The sequence below is a fragment of the Chitinophaga sp. CB10 genome, from assembly GCA_001870995.2.
GTDB lineage: Bacteria > Bacteroidota > Bacteroidia > Chitinophagales > Chitinophagaceae > Chitinophaga.
Map to the genome: position 1 here is coordinate 290,056 of MLAV02000001.1, position 17,227 is coordinate 307,282.

General features: G+C 53.5%; 13 protein-coding genes. 6 read left to right on the forward strand and 7 right to left on the reverse strand.

All coding sequences use genetic code 11. The annotated features are described in order from the left end of the window. The first annotated feature begins 3 nt into the window (after nt 1-3). The 4 genes from BOC67_RS01140 to BOC67_RS01155 all read left to right on the forward strand — a co-directional run bounded on the left by BOC67_RS01140 (nt 4) and on the right by BOC67_RS01155 (nt 8,639). Nucleotides 4-2,553 carry a glycerophosphoryl diester phosphodiesterase gene (locus BOC67_RS01140; RefSeq protein WP_291906416.1) on the forward strand — a complete coding sequence of 850 codons (2,550 nt, stop codon included), beginning with the start codon at nt 4-6 and terminating at the stop codon, nt 2,551-2,553. Beyond that, on the forward strand, nt 2,550-4,292 hold the full coding sequence (locus tag BOC67_RS01145) for a sodium:solute symporter family protein (protein WP_291906418.1): 1,743 nt from the start codon (nt 2,550-2,552) through the stop codon (nt 4,290-4,292). Before BOC67_RS01140 ends, BOC67_RS01145 begins: the two co-directional genes overlap by 4 nt. A gap of 26 nt (nt 4,293-4,318) precedes the next feature. Further along, nucleotides 4,319-6,598: an FAD-dependent oxidoreductase gene (locus BOC67_RS01150; protein ID WP_291906420.1), complete on the forward strand. Its 2,280-nt coding sequence runs from the start codon at nt 4,319-4,321 to the stop codon at nt 6,596-6,598. Between the two features lie 115 nt (nt 6,599-6,713). Beyond that, nucleotides 6,714-8,639 carry a hypothetical protein gene (locus tag BOC67_RS01155; RefSeq protein WP_291906421.1) on the forward strand — a complete coding sequence of 642 codons (1,926 nt, stop codon included), beginning with the start codon at nt 6,714-6,716 and terminating at the stop codon, nt 8,637-8,639. A gap of 184 nt (nt 8,640-8,823) precedes the next feature. On the opposite strand, the gene BOC67_RS01160 is transcribed toward BOC67_RS01155, so the two are convergent. From BOC67_RS01160 to BOC67_RS01170, 3 genes are read right to left on the reverse strand one after another with little or no spacing between them, the layout of a single operon-like run. After that, on the reverse strand, nt 8,824-9,216 hold the full coding sequence (locus BOC67_RS01160) for a DUF1634 domain-containing protein (protein WP_291906423.1): 393 nt from the start codon (nt 9,214-9,216) through the stop codon (nt 8,824-8,826). 18 nt (nt 9,217-9,234) lie between these two features. Further along, nucleotides 9,235-10,068, reverse strand: a complete 834-nt coding sequence (locus BOC67_RS01165; RefSeq protein ID WP_291906425.1) for a sulfite exporter TauE/SafE family protein — start codon at nt 10,066-10,068, stop codon at nt 9,235-9,237. A 3-nt stretch (nt 10,069-10,071) separates the two neighbouring features. After that, complete coding sequence (locus BOC67_RS01170; RefSeq protein WP_291906427.1) at nt 10,072-10,725, reverse strand: FadR/GntR family transcriptional regulator; 654 nt, start codon at nt 10,723-10,725, stop codon at nt 10,072-10,074. A gap of 176 nt (nt 10,726-10,901) precedes the next feature. Here BOC67_RS01170 and BOC67_RS01175 point away from each other — a divergent pair, with 176 nt between their 5' ends. Then, nucleotides 10,902-11,204, forward strand: coding sequence for a DUF493 domain-containing protein (locus BOC67_RS01175; RefSeq protein WP_291906428.1), 303 nt, complete (start codon nt 10,902-10,904; stop codon nt 11,202-11,204). Between the two features lie 57 nt (nt 11,205-11,261). On the opposite strand, the gene BOC67_RS01180 is transcribed toward BOC67_RS01175, so the two are convergent. Beyond that, entirely contained in the window at nt 11,262-11,927 is a 666-nt protein-coding gene (locus BOC67_RS01180) for a hypothetical protein (protein WP_291906429.1), read from the reverse strand. Between the two features lie 242 nt (nt 11,928-12,169). On the opposite strand from BOC67_RS01180, the gene BOC67_RS01185 reads away from it, so the two are divergent. Further along, nucleotides 12,170-12,841 carry a YceI family protein gene (locus BOC67_RS01185; protein ID WP_291906430.1) on the forward strand — a complete coding sequence of 224 codons (672 nt, stop codon included), beginning with the start codon at nt 12,170-12,172 and terminating at the stop codon, nt 12,839-12,841. Between the two features lie 147 nt (nt 12,842-12,988). Here the strand turns inward: BOC67_RS01185 and BOC67_RS01190 are convergent, their stop codons facing one another. The 3 genes from BOC67_RS01190 to BOC67_RS01200 form a co-directional block, all read right to left on the reverse strand. Then, nucleotides 12,989-14,134: a hypothetical protein gene (locus tag BOC67_RS01190; protein WP_291906432.1), complete on the reverse strand. Its 1,146-nt coding sequence runs from the start codon at nt 14,132-14,134 to the stop codon at nt 12,989-12,991. Between the two features lie 42 nt (nt 14,135-14,176). Beyond that, nucleotides 14,177-16,090: a zinc dependent phospholipase C family protein gene (locus BOC67_RS01195; RefSeq protein WP_291906433.1), complete on the reverse strand. Its 1,914-nt coding sequence runs from the start codon at nt 16,088-16,090 to the stop codon at nt 14,177-14,179. Nucleotides 16,091-16,419: 329 nt separating this feature from the next. After that, entirely contained in the window at nt 16,420-17,070 is a 651-nt protein-coding gene (locus BOC67_RS01200) for an NAD(P)-dependent oxidoreductase (protein WP_291906435.1), read from the reverse strand. Nucleotides 17,071-17,227 lie beyond the last annotated feature (157 nt).

Genomic DNA, 17,227 nt, shown 5'->3' on the forward strand with positions numbered 1-17,227 from the left:
GGTATGAGAAATTGCTTGTTGCTATTAACCATGTTTATTACGCCTGCACTCTTCGCGCAGGAACGGCTGCAAAACGGCCGCCTGTTGCTGGAGTGGAAGCAAACCGGCGAGGGATACCGGCTGCAACAGCTCGCAGTGGGCGGGCGGCAGCTGCCGCAGCCTTCGGGGGAGTACCTCGTGCTCTACTCGGCCGGCAAGCCGGACAGCCTGCCGGACCTGCGCCTGGCAGCCACCCACCCCGGCGGATTTTCCCTGAAGGAATACACCTACCTCACCAAAAACTGGGAGCGTAATATAAGCCCTGTGGCCATGAATACCGCAGGCATGGCTATCCGGTTTTTCCCTACATCCGCCACCCGGGCCAACGGCGGCCTGGAATTCCGCGCGGATAACGCGGAGTGTAACATTACCGCTGCCTGGCAACTGGATGAAAAAAATAAGAACGATATTCTGGTGAGCATCACCCTTACGGCAAAGCAGCCGGGGTATTACTCCATAGCTTCGCCTACGCTGGCAACGCTGGTGAATAACAAGCCGGATTTTGCCATGGTGCCTGGATTTTTCCAAAGCAATACCATTCAGCCGGACATCGTGCTGGCCTATGCATACGGGCAGGGTATTCCCGATAAACCGATCCTGTTCAGGGAGCGCAGCGCCTCTACGCTGAGCCCACTCGTGAGCAGCAACGGCATCACCATGGCCGTGATCCCGGCGCCGGGCACAGGCCGGGACCCCTGGGAGAAAGACCGCAACACGCACCAGGTATGGAAACTGGGCCTCTCCGTGATGAACCGCGCCGGCCAGTTTACCCCCGTTGCCTATCACCCGGTGCTGGGAGAGGAGGGTTCATATATGCGTGCCGGTGAACAACGCACTTTTTCCTTCCGCTACTCGGTACAGCAGGCGGACTGGTACACCGTGTACAAGCACGCGGTTAACGACGTGTACCGCTTCCCGGATTTCCTGAAGCTGAAGAAGACGAAGACATCGCTGACCAGCAGGATCATGGCTATGCTGCATTACCTCGGTAATGACAGTACTTCCATGTGGCATACCTTCCTCTACAAAGGCCTGCAGATTGGCGCGCAAAGTTACCGGGGCGGCGTGGTAGGCGCTGAAGGTGATGCGATGAAAAATTCTGATTACGGCGCCATGTGGATGCTGGCCAATATCACACAGGATACTACCTTACTGAAACACCGGCTGCCGGAAGCGCTCAACTTCAAACTGGTGCAACAGCAGGAAGAACCCGGCTTTTTCCAGGGCGCCGCCATCGGCCAGTACTACCTCTGGAAAAGAAAAACCTTTACGGAAGAGTGGGGCCATTACGTAGAGCCGATTGCGCTGACCTACTATACCATGCTGGATATCGGCAACATCCTGCTGTTTGAGCCGGGCAATCAGGCGCTGCGGCAACGCCTGCGCCTGGGGGCTGAAAAGCTGCTCCAATGGCAGCATGCGGACGGCCATTGGGAAGTAGGGTATGATGCCAATACCACGCAACCAACGTTTACGGATATACCGGATTTGCGGCCTACTTTTTACGGCCTGCTCGTTGCCTACCGTATCCTGAAGGACCCAAAGTATTTAGCGGCCGCGCGTAAAGGCGCGGACTGGCAGATTAAAAACGGCGTGGAGAAGGGCTGCTACCTCGGGGTATGCGGGGATGCCCGCTTTGTGGCCGACTTTGCCACGGCTCAAACCGTGCAGGCCATGCTGGACCTCTACGACCTCACGAAAGATAAACGCTACCAGGACGCGGCGATAAAAGCGGCGAAAGTATATACGGCATCGATTTATACGCATCCCATTCCTTCCACAGCGGAGAAATCCGTAAAAGGTATCCCGCGGCAGGATTGGGAAATCACGCAGACGGGGCTCAGCTTTGAACATGGCGGCAGCCTGGGTTCCGCCAATCACCACGGTCCTATCATGCTGGCGAGCCATGCGGGTATGTTTGTGCGCATGTTTGGGCTCACGCGGGATTCCCTGTTCCTCACCATGGCCCGTGCGGCAGTACTGGGCCGGGATGCTTTTGTGGACCAGCCTACGCAGGTGGCCTCCTACTATTGGGATGTGATGAACCAGGGAGCGGGGCATTACCCGCACCATGCCTGGTGGCAGGTAGGACTGCTAACGGATTATCTCATTTCGGAAATCACACTGCGCAGTAATAACCGCATCAGCTTCCCGAGGGGTTTTGTAACGCCTAAGGTTGGGCCGCACACCAGTTACGGCTTTGCGCCGGGAACGGTGCTGGGAACGGCGGCCAGCCTGTATATGCCGGACGGCCTGCTCAAAGTGGAGAATCCTTATGTGGACTTTCTCGGGGCCCGCAGCACCGATCAACGGCATATTTATTTGATGCTGTTGAACAATGACGATGCCGTACAGCAAAGCCAGGTGCAGATCTCTCCCCAACTTATAAAAAATATAAAACAGGCAGAACTGCTGGACGCCGGCGGAAAGCCGGAGCAGCAGGCGCTGACGGGCAATAGCTGGCAGGTGACGATACCGCCCTATGGCATGAAAATTATTAAAATCCGCTCATGAGTACATCCACGATAGATACGGCCGTCATATTTGTGTTTTCAGCGTTTGTGCTGGTCATCGGGCTGCTGTTTGCCCGTACCGGGCGCAACATGAAATCGTTTTTTGCAGGCGGGGAGGCTGTGCCCTGGTTTATCGGCGGCCTCTCGCTGTTCATGAGCTTTTTTTCCGCCGGCACATTTGTGGCGTGGGGAAGTATTGCTTATAAATACGGCTTTGTGTCCGTTACCATTCAATGGACCATGTGCCTGGGCGGGATTATCACGGCCTTCCTGCTGGCCCCGCGCTGGAAGCGTACCGGCGCGCTGACGGCCGCGGAATTCATCCGGCAGCGGCTGGGGGCGCCCGTGCAAAAATTTTACGTGTACATCTTTCTGGTGGTATCGCTGGTGAATAAAGGCGCGGTGCTGTATCCCGTGGCCAAGCTGGTCAGCGTTTCGCTGGGCTTCCCGCTTGTGCCCTGCACCATTGTGCTGGGCCTGATGATGATCGCCTATACCGCTATCGGCGGGCTTTGGGCCGTGATGGTAACGGATATTTTGCAGTTTGTGATCCTGACGGCGGCGGTGCTGATCGTGCTGCCTCTCTCGCTGAACCATGCCGGCGGCTGGCAACAGTTTACCCAACGCGTACCGGAAGATTTCTTTTCGCTGGTGAACGGGGAATATACCATTGGTTTCATACTGGCGTTCGCGTTATACCATATCAGTTACATCGGCGGCAACTGGACTTTCGTGCAACGCTATACCAGCGTGGATTCGCCGAAGTCCGCCAAAAAAGTGGCGCTGCTGTTTGCAGGGTTGTACCTCATTAGTCCGGTCATCTGGATGCTGCCGCCGATGATCTATAAAAGCATCAACCCTGCGCTGGCGGGGCTGAATGCGGAAAATGCCTACCTCGAAGTATGCCGGCTGGTGCTGCCTCCGGGCCTGATGGGCCTGATGCTGACGGGCATGTACTTCTCCACGTCCGCTACGGCCAATACTACGCTGAACGTGACGAGCGCGGTGATCACGAATGATATTTACAAGGGCGTGATCCACCCCGGCGCATCCGACCGGCAGCTGATACGCGTGGCGCGCGTATCCGGGCTGCTGCTGGGTTTGGGCATGATCGGCATTGCGTTGATGGTGCCGGCAGTAGGAGGGATGATTGAAGTGGTGATCAGCATTGCGGCTATCACGGGAGGGCCTTCCCTGCTGCCGCCGCTCTGGGCGCTGTTTTCCAAAAAGCTGGATGGCAGAACGGCCTACATTATTTCGGCGGTATGCCTGTTGGTGAACCTGGTGTTTAAATTTTTGACGCCGCTGCTGACTTCGTATTGGCTTAACCGTTCGGAAGAGATGTTGCTGGGCGCAGGGCTGCCGCTATTACTGTTAGGGCTATACGAATTTGTGCTGGCAGCGCGCAAAGGCCCTGCGGTGGACTATACCAATTACCAGGCGTTCCGCCGGCAGCAAAAAGCCGCGGCGGCGGCGCAACCGGCCGAAGAGGCGGCCGCCATTCGCCGGCAGAATATTTTCGGCCTGCGGGTGATCGCCTTTGCGCTGGCATTTACAGCACTGCTGCTGTTTATCCTCTGCGGGCTGGCCGCCACGGGGAAAGTGCTGGTGGCCATTATTGCAACGGTGGTATTGCTGGCGGCCGGCATTCCGCTGGCGGCGCTGCGCAAATTGACATTAAAACAACTGAATACTCCTTCGGGAAAGAGCATCATTCAAGAAAAAAATGTGGCATCCTGATTTATTGCAGGATAAAAAATTAGCTTATGTTGAAAGAACAGTCCATTGAAAGCCGGGAATTAAGAACGATCGAATACACAGCGGATCTGGTAGTTACAGGCGGCGGATTAGCGGGCGTTTGCTGCGCTATTACTGCAGCCAGGGAGGGCATTAAAGTGATTTTGGTGCAGGACAGGCCTGTGCTGGGCGGCAACTCCTCCAGCGAGGTCCGTTTGTGGGTGCTGGGCGCCACCTCTCACATGGGGAATAATAACCGCTGGGCGCGGGAAGGTGGGGTGATCGATGAAATCATGACGGAAAATATCTGGCGTAACCCGGAAGGTAACCCATTGATTTATGATACCATCCTGCTGGAAAAAGTGACCAATGAACCCAATATTACCTTGCTGCTGAATACGGCGGCATTTGAAGTACATAAAGCCGGGCCTGATATGATCGAATCCCTGACGGCCTTCTGTAGTCAGAACAGCACTTTGTATCGCCTGAAAGCGCCGTTGTTTTGCGATGCCTCCGGCGATGGCGTGGTGGGATTCCTTTCCGGCGCGGCTTTCCGGATGGGTGCTGAAAGCGAGTCGGAATTTGGGGAGAAGTTTGCGCCCTCGGCGGAGTATGGAGAACTGCTGGGGCATTCCCTCTACTTTTACACCAAGGATACAGGGCGGCCGGTGCAATTTGTGCCGCCGGCATATGCGCTGAAAGATATCACTGCAATTCCGCGTTACAAGCGCATCACCGCGCAGGCGCAGGGCTGCCAGTTCTGGTGGATAGAATTCGGCGGCCGGCTGGATACCGTGCACGATACAGAGGAGATTAAATGGGAGCTCTGGAAAGTGGTGTACGGCATCTGGAACTACATTAAAAATTCCGGGCACTTCCCGGAGGCGGAAACCATGACTTTAGAGTGGGTGGGGCAGATACCGGGGAAGCGGGAGAGCCGGCGCTTTGAGGGGGATTACATGCTGCGGCAGCAGGACATTGTGGAGCAGCGCACCCACAAAGACGCCGTGGCCTTCGGCGGCTGGTCTATCGACCTGCATCCGGCGGATGGCGTATTCAGCGAAAAGCCTGCCTGTAACCAATGGCATAGCAAAGGCGTGTACCAGATTCCGTTCAGGTGCCTGTACAGTCACAATATCAGCAACCTGTTGCTGGCAGGGCGTATTATCAGTGCCAGCCACGTGGCGTTTGGCTCCAGCAGGGTGATGGGCACGAGCGCCTGCGGAGCGCAGGCGGCAGGTATGGCGGCCGCGTTGTGTACCCGCTACGGCGTACAGCCGAGAGCGTTATTGCAGGATGCGCTGATGCAGGAGCTGCAGGCGAGCCTGATACGCAAGGGGCAGTATATTCCGCAGTTGCAGCTGCGCGATGCGCGGGACCTGGTGGCGCATGCTGCCATTACGGCAAGCAGCGAATATGTGCTGCAACGCCTGGCGCCGGATGGAGCAGTGATACGGCTGGACGCTTCCATGGCGCAGATGCTGCCGTTGCGTGCCGGGAAGATACCCGCTGTAAGAGTGTTTGCCGAGGTGGAGGAAGATACGGAACTGCGGGTGTCCCTCAGGACCAGCAGCCGGCAGTCGCACCATACGCCGGATATTATTTTACAGGAACTAACGGTGCCGGTTACACGTGGCGCGCAGGCGCTTGACCTGCAGTTTGACGCCACGTTGCCGGAAGACAATTATATCTTTCTCTGTTTCATGCAACATCCGCTGGTCAGCCTGGAAAGCAGCAGCGAACGCGTGAGCGGGGTACTGACGGTATTCAATAAAACCAATCCTGCCGTATCCAACTTTGGCGCGCAGGTACCCACGGAAGATATTGGTGTGGAAGCCTTTGAGTTCTGGTGCCCGGAGCGCAGGCCGGCAGGGAAGAACCTGGCGCTGGAAATTCCGGGGGGCATTGCGCTGTTTGGCGCGGGTAATATCCGCAACGGCATCAACCGGCCTACGCATCAGCCTAACATCTGGCTGGCTGCGGCGGAAGATGCAAACCCAACGCTGACGCTTACCTGGCCGGAGCAGCAGCGCATCAGCGAAATAGAGCTGGTGTTTGACACGGACTTTGATCATCCGATGGAGAATGTTATTTACCACCATCCGGAGAGAGCGATGCCTTTCTGCGTTGAGTCGTTTGTGTTATGCAATGATAGAAAGGAAGCCGTGGTAAAGGTGACGGATAATCATCAGTCGCTGTGGCGGATAAAGCTGGCGGAGCCGTTGCGGACGGGGAGCTTGACGGTGCATTTGGGGGGGACGCATGGAGGGACGCCGGCGGGGTTGTTTGCGGTGAGGTGTTATGAGTGATGCAGTATGTGACTGGCGTGCCTGTTGGCATAGGTTTGATCCGCTTTTTCTGAAATTCAACCAGTAGTACTTTTCCTGATGATGGATTCCAATATTCCACGTAAAATAAAACAGTATGCCTAAACATTTAATCGCCTCACTGATTTTCTGCGCAGGCCTCGCCGCCGGCAGCCTGGCAAAGGCCCAAACACCGGCCTTTACGCCGGAAGCCCACTGGGTATGCGTGAACCAGACGGGGTATAATACCAATGCCCCGAAGCGCTTCACCGTACCTACGGCCTTACAAGGGACAGTATCCTTCTACATTACGGCCGAAGGGGAGGATAAGCCCTTATTTAAAGGCACGGTAAGTAACGGTTTGGGAGACTTTACCGCATTTACGCCAACGGATACACGTAAACGCTACGTCATTCACGCGCAGGGTGGCGCCTTGCCGGAAGGGGTTTCCTATCCGTTCCGCGTGGGGCCTTACGTCCTGGAAAGGGCGGGATTTCTGCCATCCGTATGGTTTATGAACGATGCCCGCAGTATTACCGGCACGCATCACTCGGCCTATGGCGGTTGCCCCTGGCGGGATGGAACTTATTATTCGTACGAAATTCCATCGCTGATCTGGATGTATCTTTCTAACCCGGAAGTATATACGAAATTGCCGGCTACCATTTCGTACGACAGTTTGAAGTCGATGGTGCTGAGCCCGGATTACAAAAAGACCACAGACCCCAATGATGAAACGGCCTTACCATCTGCCAGAAAATATTTTACTACCATAGAAAAACCGCTGGGGGATAAAGTGCCGGATGTGGTGATGGACTTGCATTGGGGCCTGGGCTATTACCTGGTGAATCCTGAAACGAAGGACCCCAGCAAGGATCCGCTGCCCAGGCAGCTGCATCCCCAAACGCTGGCGCAGTTTGCCTACTTTTTGTATGCCTATCCGCAGTTGGATAAATGGTTCTCCAAAAAGTTCTACCAGCAGGCGCTTTCCTTTGCGAGGAGCAATTGGGAACCGGTAGGCCTGCTTAACGTACAGCGGGAGGTAGGGACGACAAAAGGCCGGCATGCGCCGGGTTTTTCCGTGTTGCCCAATTTGCTGATGTATGAAGTAGCGAAACGGGAGCAGCTGCCGGATGCAGATCAATACATGCAGGCGGCTTACCGGCAGGCGGTGTGGCTGATCGACTCCCTGTCCCTGCAGGACCCGATGACGACCAAAGGGCAGCGTATGAGCGAATACAACCTGATGACGGGCCTGGCCACCTTTCAGCTGCAATACCCGGAGAGAGCGCCGAAAGGCTTACAGCAAAAGATAGAGGAGTGGGCGGACGTGATGATACATCGTTCCAACAACGCCTGGGACTTCCGCCGCTACGACCTGGACAGTAACTGGACCGTGCCTGAGATGAACGAAGTGGGCAACGTGGCGGGCTTCCCTGCGTCCGCACTGCTGGCGGCGGCAGTGGTGAAAGATCCTGGGAAGAAGGCAAGGCTCGAGCAGCTGGCCTATGCGCATTTCGATAACCTCTATGGCCGCAATCCGCTGAATGCGCATGCGGCGCATCACCCGGAAATGGGCTTTGAAGGCGTTTCCAAAGGCTATCCGAAAGGCTACCATGAGAATGCCTGCGCGCGGTTGGAATTATGCCGGGGGTCTATCAGCTGCCTGCCGGGAACGGAAATGTATCCCTTCAATCCTGCCGGCAAGGACCGGCACCTGGAAGGATGGGTGAACCACAATACGGCGTGGAATGTGAGCCTGGCCGTACTGAACTGGTACGATAACCGGCCGCAGTCGCTTACCCGCCAGGGGAATTATTTAAAAGTATCCTGGCAGGCGCCGGTGATGGAAGGGCAGTCGCTCCCGTTAAAACTGCTGGTGAACGGCAGGCCGGTTGCAACGGTAGCGTTGCGGGCTGCTAACGGTATCGACTATACGGCGGAAGTACCTCTAGCGCAGGTAAAGGGCGTGAAGCGGGGAGATAAGGTAACCGCCGTTTATGGAGAAGGATTTTTGGCGAAGAAAAAGGAGATAGTATGGTAACAAGTGCTAAAATTTGATGCTTAGCGGCTAAGGAAGGAACGTCCAGCACTCCCTCCTTAGCCGCATATCTAAGGCAAAGGCCGGAACATTAACGGGCGCGTAAAAAAACAACCTCGAATCCTTTGCGGGCTTACACCCCCTTATGCCACTTACGCCCCCTTATGCCCCTTTGCGAGAAAAAAAATCAAACCTTCAACCCGCCAAACATACTAAACAATATCACCCCCAATACAAGCGCCGTAATCCCCACATACAACCTATCCTTTTCCAGCGCAAACGCGCCCAGGGACATTACAATGCGCAGGATCGGCGTAGCCAGCAGTACCAGCACGCCAAACTGAATCACTTCCGTACTGCTGAAGGAGGCCGCCCCTTTTAGAATACCGTTGAAAGTGGTAAACCCTTTGCCTTCTCCTGTGAAGTGGCTGTAATCCGGTACCAGGGTGTTCCCCATTTGAATGAGGTAGAAAATGCCGCCTGCCAGCACGATGCCGCTGGCGGTAAATACGCCGTAGCGCAGCATTTTGCCTACGATCACTTCCACATCTCTGTCTACTAATTTCTTTAAGAAGCTCATGTTGGGTCCGTTTTAACGTTAAAACTGGTGGTGAATGCCGTTATACATCATTTCCAGCGCTACGAATGCAATGGCGGCGCAGAAGATATACCGTAAAGTACGTGGGTTCATGATCGTTAGGAGCCGCGCACCGGTGAAAGCGCCGCCGAGCACGCCCAGCACAACGGGGAAGGCGATGCCCGGATCGATATAACCGCGTTGCAGGTACACCACTGCGCTGGCAGCGGCAGTAACGCCGATCATGAAGTTACTGGTGGTGGTACTTACTTTAAACGGGATGCGCATGGCGGAATCCATGGCCAATACTTTCAATGCGCCGGAGCCGATGCCCAGCAGGCCGGAGAGGACGCCGGCGATCAGCATCATCCCGAAGCCGCCGGCTACGTTTTTCAGTTCGTAATGCACAATACCATCTTTGGTAGGGTAGCTGCTGTTGAGCTTTAGCACGTGCGAGAGCCGGCTGCCCTGTTGCAGCGCGTGTTCGTTTTTGCGGCGCAGCGTCATGGCAGCGGAGAACAGCAGCACCACGCCGAACAGGATGGCGATGGTGTTGGTGGGCGTAAATACGGCTATCAGTGCGCCGCAAACAGCGCCTATGGTGGTGGCTATTTCCAGGAACATGCCCAGGCGGATGTTGGTGATTCCTTCCTTGATGTAGGCGCTGGCTGCGCCGGACGAATTGGCGATAGATGCCAGCAGCGCCGCGCCGATGGCGTAGCGAATATCCACATGGAAAACGAGCGTCAGCAGGGGAATAATGACCACGCCGCCGCCGAGGCCGGTGAGCGAGCCCAGGAGTCCGGCCACATAAGCCCCTGCCAGCATGATCAGTGTAAAGGTTAAGATCGTCATGGGTTAATAGTTATTGTCAATGATTTCCTGTATTACCTGCAAGGCCGCTTTCGGCTTCTTTGCTTTGATGGCTTTATACAATTGTTCATGCAGGTGGTGGGAGATAGCAAAATGCCCAACGCCCTGCTTGTCCCGTTTGCTGAAAAAATCCCTTATCACCGCGGTGAAGCTCTGGTAAAGGTCCGCCAGCACGTCATTCTGTGTCGCCCTGGCAATGGCCATATGAAAGGCAATGTCCGCCTCTGCGCAGCCCTCGTTATCATTAGCCATGATGGCGGCTTTGCGTAGCTGCAGCTGCTTTTCAATTGCGGCCAGCTGGGCGGCAGTGTGGTTTTCGGCTGCCAGTTTCACAATTTCAGTATCCAGCATGCGGCGTACCTGGTTGATTTCCTCAAAATCAGCCCGGCGCAGCCGCTGGTCCAGCGATTCCGGCTGTATGTGCTGGCTGACAAAGGTGCCGGCCCCTTGCTGCACCCGTAAAATACCGCTGTTGGCGAGGGTTTTGATGGCCTCCCTGATGGTCGACCGCCCAACGCCATACAGCTCCATCAGCTCCGGCTCTGCGGGAATCTTAGCCCCGGGCTTGTACTTGCCCCGGGAGATGTCTTTCTGTATGGCGCTGATCACCTTGTCAGATAATTTAGGTAGGTGTTCCATAATCCTGATTATGATACAAAGGTATGATGTTTATTTAAACATCTGATGTTTTATTTTTTGGCAAGGTATTTTCCACGGGATGTAAAAGGGGAGAATGCGGGGTTTTATCGTTGATTCTGCCTATTTTTGTAGTTGATTTTTTAACAAGGGGCGACCCATTACAAGAACGACAGCATATGAGTACAAACGCTAATAATGCCAACGCCGGCACAGATCCTTATGAGAATTTCAGGGCCTTGCTACAGAAAAATGTTAGTTTCCCTTGTCATTATACGTTCAAGTTTATTGTAAAGGTGGACGATCAGAAGCATGACCAGATCCTGGCGGTGTTTGACGGAAAGCACGCACAGATAACCGAAAACAATTCATCGCAGGGAAAGTACAGGTCTTTTAGTGTGGTGGTGCCTGTGAAAGATGAAGAGGAAGTAATCGACTATTATAAACAGGTTTCCAGGATTGAATCTGTTATTATGTTATAAAAATGCAGCAGGGCAAGGCGTACAGCCTTGCCCTGCTGCTAAATACAGGATAATTACTTATTCTATCATGGAAGGAGTTTCCTGGTATTGCAAATTGATGCGGCCCAATTTTCCACTGCTGAAATGTAAGGTCACTACATACACCCCTTTTGCTGTTGCACTCACCGGAGCGCTGGTAGCAAACTGCCAGGTATCCCATTTCTTCATTTCCAGGTCGAAGCCTGATGTCAATGGCTTATTTCCCATCGATATCTCATAATTTCCATGGTAAGGCCATGCCTTAAAGATTTCACTCATTTTCGTTTGCAATGCGGCGCCACCGTCCCCAACGCTCAGATACGCCGTTGTGCCGGCCGGCCAGCGTTGCAACGGGTAAATGCCGTCTGGTCCGCTCCAGCGTATCCGGGAAATGTTGTTGTTATACTCGATCTGAACCACGCCGGCGGAGTCAATCTGGTGAATCATGAAGGTGTTGTACAAGGCAGGGTTCCCCTGGAAATCGGATACTTTTACATATTGGTGCCGGGGGAGGCTATATACAGCCTTCACGCCCAGGCCTCCGGGCAGGTCCTGGAGCTGTCCGTACACCTGTTCGGGCGTACTCCCAATCATAATGCCCCAGCGGCTTCCGCTAGTAATGTCTTCATTGGCGGGAATAGTATCGTCTTTTTTGCAGGAAAACAGTAAGCATACAGGTACAAACAATAAAAGCAAAGATTTCATATGGGTTGATATTTATGCTGCTGAATTTCGTCTTTTTGCCGGATTTTTTAATCTTCAAAACCTCAAACAGGCCCTGTACGGGCATTCCCGGTTTCGCAGGCCCTCAAGAACTTTATCTAGCTTCCCGGAAGCAAATTTTGTCAGAATTGTTAAAAGATTGACATTTTTCAATATCTTGTACATACAATTGACATTAATCCCCTATTTTTGTGCACCAATATATATGTAATAAAAACAAATTTATGAAGCAAACAGTACCTGCGCTCGCGCTGCTGCTCACACTGGCAGCTTGTGGCGGTGCTTCGACCGAAACGGCGAAGACCGAAGCAAAACAAGAAGCGGCTGTAGCCACCGGCACAGCTTATGTTATTGACACTGCCACCACTTCTGTACAATGGCGTGCTACTCACAAAGGCGGTTTCGCACCTCGCTTTGGAACAATCAAAGTAACCGATGGTACCCTGAACGTAGAAAACGGCGCCATCACCAGCGGTAACTTCGAAGTTAACATGAACAGCCTGACCGCTGATCCGGCTTCTGTTACTGAAGCAGACAAAAAATCCACTGACCTGGATGGTCACCTGAAAAGTGCTGACTTCTTCGATACTGCAAAGTATCCAACCGCTAAGTTCGTGATCACTGCTGTTGCTCCTTTCGACAGCACCAAAGCTAAAAGTCTGTTACCAGGCGCTACTAACCTGATCAGCGGCAACCTCACCCTGAAAGACAGCACCCTGAACATCACTTTCCCTGCACAAATCACTGTTACTGACGCAGAAGTTACTGCAAACGCAAAATTTGTTATCGATCGTTCCGCATGGGGCATCAGCTACAAAACTGAAGGTAGCCCTGAAAACTGGATGATCAGCAAAGATGTTGAAATTGGTTTCAGCCTGAAAGCTGCCAAAAAATAATTCAGCATTTTGTGATTTGATAAATCGAAAAAGCGCCTGGCAAAACCTGCCAGGCGCTTTCTTTTTTATAACCGTTCATATTACCGGTGGCGGGTAGTAAGGATAATTCCACTTTGAAACAGCGGCCTTACCACATTTACACCAGCTTTATTTGTTGCCGGTAATAATCAAAGTAATACCACCTTTTACCTTTCCGGTACCCACATTGGTATTGACAATATTCACCGCAATCGCTTCTCCCGGAACAAGGCCGAAATCAGGGATCTTCAGGCTGAATTTTGAACATTTGTTGCTGTCGAAAATGCTGTTGAATTCCTTGAACAGCGCTTTGAAAGACGTAGCAGGCGCCGCGCCGCTGGCTATCTGCCGGATGGCTGCATCCACTTGTCTTTGTATGGCCTGCTGCCTGTCCACACTCATGCCTTCCTTGCTCTGGCTGGTAACGTCAAAGCCTGTACGACCTGCCTTCACCGTTACATTCTCCGCACCCTTGCTGTCCAGTACAGGTACCAGCTTGCTCACCAGGTCCGCGGTATTTTCGCGGAAGCGGAAGTTGGCCAGGGCCGGGTGTTGCAGCGCCAGGATTTCATCCTTCGTCAGCGCTACGAATTTGATGTTTTCCAGCGCATTAGCGGCATGGATCAGCTGGAAGTTATAGTTCTGCGCCTGGCCGGTAATGTTCAGGTTCTTCTGCCCGATGTGGCGGTCCAGGGTAGGGTCGAGGCCGTAGAGGCTCAGCGGCTTGTCGAGCGGACTAAATGAATAAGTGCGCGCAAACAGGCAACGGTGGCCCGCCTGGTGGTTCTGTACATCAAAAGGCACGTTCACGCTGCCGCTGCCCAGCGGCAGTAACATTGTGTTGAGCTGGGTCAGCGCAATGTTTTCCGCATAACGGGTATCAAAACCCAGGGAAGGCGTGCAGAGGAAGAACTCCACCTTGGCCGCCGGCACAATAATATCGCCGCGGTTATTCACCGTACACTGGATGTTATACTGCTGGCCCGCCTGCAGCTGCGTGGTCGGCGCGCCGGGGTTGGCCACCGGCGTGATCGTAATATCCGGCGAGTTCCAGAAAGTAATATTGCTGAACGGGCGGATGCCGATATCATTGCTGTAAGAGCGGATATAAAGGAATGAACTGTCGTTCACTTTTTCAGGGCGTCGTTTGCCGCCGGTAGTATTGGCTGCGGCATAGAGGCGGCTGACAAGTGCGGGAGCTTCGGCGGTGTACTTTTCAGTGGTGCTTTGCAGCTCCTTCAGGTATGCTTGTATGTTTGCGATTGTTTCGTTCATGAGTTTTAATTTTTTTGGATAGATGGAATAAGAAAGGATTTATCAGGCCGGCGGAATGAAAGTAAGGTCAACCGGCGTGGTGTCGAGCTGGTCAGGCTGCTCGCGCGGATCGCCCTTCTGCGTCCAGCAGGGATAACCATAGCCCCTGTCGGCATCCAGGTTGAAATCCGGGAACTTCACGTTCTTTTTCCAGCGGTCATAAATCTCTTCCGTCAGCATCATCGCGTTACCGAGAGAAGGTTTGATACCTGTCGTAGAAGCGGGATTGAAGGCTGCAATAACCTGCGATTCCGGTCCGTTGAGGGTAGCCAGCGTATCGATCAGCGTTTTGCTCAGCGGAATTTTATCAAATGCATAGTGCAATGCCGTATTGCTGAAATAGCTGTTAGGCGCGGGATGCGCAGGATTCTGTTCTGTAGCGCCGGATACCGGTGGATAGATCATATGTTTTTCGCGGTGGAATATCTCATCCAGGAATCCGCCTGCGCCCAGGGTTACAGCCAGTTTAGGCAGCTGGCCAAACAGGTCGCCGGCTTTGGTGCCCAGCGGGTCAGGGAAGCTGGTGTTTTTGAACTGCGCAAAACGAGGTTCGTTCAGGTGTTCCTGCATCGGGAAGGCAAGGCCGTTGAAAGCCACACCCAGCCTGAAGTTTTGGAAAGCGTTATAGAGTTGCTCGTACACCAGGCTGGCGGCATAACGGATACCGGCAGTGGTGAGGGTGGTGATGGAACCCAGGATAGCGTCTACCAGCGCATGGGCGGCCGCAACTGCTGCGAGGATCAGCGCCGCGAGGATCAGGAAGATGGCGAGGAAGCTGAAGTTGCCGGCCTGGTCTACCGCGTCTTCGATGAAGTCGCCAATGTCGCCAAGGTCATCCATCGCTTTTTCCCATACTTCTTCCAGTTCTGCAGTGAGGCTGTAAGGTACCGGGAAAGGCAGGGTGCCGGTGTCGGTAGCATTGCGCAGCCACTTGTACCAGAGGCGGTAAGCGTTATTGATGTCTTCCGCGCTGACAGGCGGGCCGTATTCATTATCATCAGCCGCGCCGGTGTTGAATACTTCATTCAGCGTTTCGGCAATGAATTTGGCCAGTTCCTCCGGCATGTGCGTGTTCGGATCAGGTACTTCGTCTTCTGCATCCGGCGCGGAAATATTGCCGTCAAAGTTGAAGTTATAAAGCGCATGCAGTTTGGAGCGGTTCCAGTCGGTACCATTCTTCGCAAACATATTGAATACGTCCTGGTAATTTTCCAGGGTCTTATGCCGTTGCGCATGGATACGGTAAGGTCCGCCGGAATTGATATTTACAAACGGGTGGCCTACAGTGTCTGCCGTGAAGTGGGTGAGGTAGCCGAGTGCATACAGGTGCAAGGGGGAATTGGCAGGGGCCTTGTCCAGCAGGGCTTTTGCATACCTGCCGGTTTTACGGTAGTGCATGGCGTCAAACCACCACCATTTGCCTTTGTCCTGCCCGTCGCGGTAAGGGTGCGCCAACACATTGTAAATATTGAATTCGGTAACGAACTCTTTCAGCATTTCCACCAGGTTGGCAGCGAGGCCGTCAATCACCTTTTGCAGGTCCTTGAACATCTCTTCAATTTCTGAAAGGGTAGAGGAGTTGCTGATCACCTGGTCAGCCGCATAGCCGGCGGCTTCCACGGCATCGATGATAGGCTGCGGCACAGCGTCCAGCAAGCCTTCCTTGAAGTTGTCGATGGCGTCATACACTTTGAAGTAAATCTGCGCCAGCTCGCCTACCGTGCCGTTCCAGTCTTTGGTGTTGAAAAACAGGAAATCAGGTCCCTGGCATCCGAGGAAAAGGAAAGGCAGGTTTTTAGGATCAGAGAGGGCAGCCTGTATGTCGGCATACGCCGCATTGCTGCCAAGTCCTTGGCCATTTTGAATTTGCGACCGTAATTGTTGTGCGATCATGTGATGCAACGATGGTCCGGGCATAACTAAATTTTTTGGGGTTAAATAATAAAACGATTCACCAGCAGTAACGGGCCGGTTGATTAATAAACAGATAGTGCTACAGTACCGGCTATTTTGAGGTGCGTTACTTTGATGTTGGATGCAAAATTAGTCAGACGGATAATTGTTGCAAAGGGGGAAAATGCTGGTTTACCAATATCCGGGGCGCTACGGCGGACGAGCGGCGGCAAATGATTTGTAACCGGCCGGATTTTTTTGAAAAGCGGAACAAGGGGAATACGTAGAAATACGTATAGTGAGCAAGTCGCCATCGGGCCATAAAAAAAGACCGCGATAGCGGTCTTCCTTACTCAATAACCTATGGTGAATCGCTCCCGGTGATGCTGTGGTTTTTCCAGCTCATCGATCATCGCCACGGCATAATCTTCCACGGAAATTTTACTCTGGCCTTTATCGTCTACGATCAGGTCGTTTTTACCGAGGCGGTATTTGCCGGTACGCTCGCCGGGGCTGATGTTGCCGGCCGGGGAAAAGAATACCCAGTCCAGTTCTTTTTCTTTGGGGAGAAGATCATGGTACACTTCGGCCAAGGCCTTCACTGCAGGTAACATTTGTTCGGGAATAGCGCCGCTATCCATCACCGTTACCCCGGGTTTGATAAACAGGGACCCTGCCCCGCCAACCACCAGCAGCCGCTTAACGCCTGCATCTTTCACGCCGGCGATAATAGACTTGTAGCCGCTGAGCGTTTCATTGGCAATATGCGGATTACTCCATCCGGGGTTGTAAGCGCTGATCACCGCCTCCGCGCCTTTCACGGCATCCGACACAATGCCGGGATTTTGAATATCGCCGTGCACCGCTTCCAGCCGGTCGTCCTTAATATTGATCTTCTCCGGATTGCGTACCACCGTCTTTACCTGGTGGCCCCTTGATAATGCTTCTTTCACGAGTGCCGAGCCAACAAAGCCGCTGCCACCGATGATTACTATGTTTGCCATATGAATGCTGTTTGTATAGGGATAACAACCAGTGGGGGAAAATGTTGGAGCAGGGAGTATTACCTGGCATGCCCTTATCCCGTAATCTGGTCCGATTGCCATTGCCAGCCATGTATTAAGTTTGGAAATCCTGTTTGAAAACCATAATTTTTTGAAT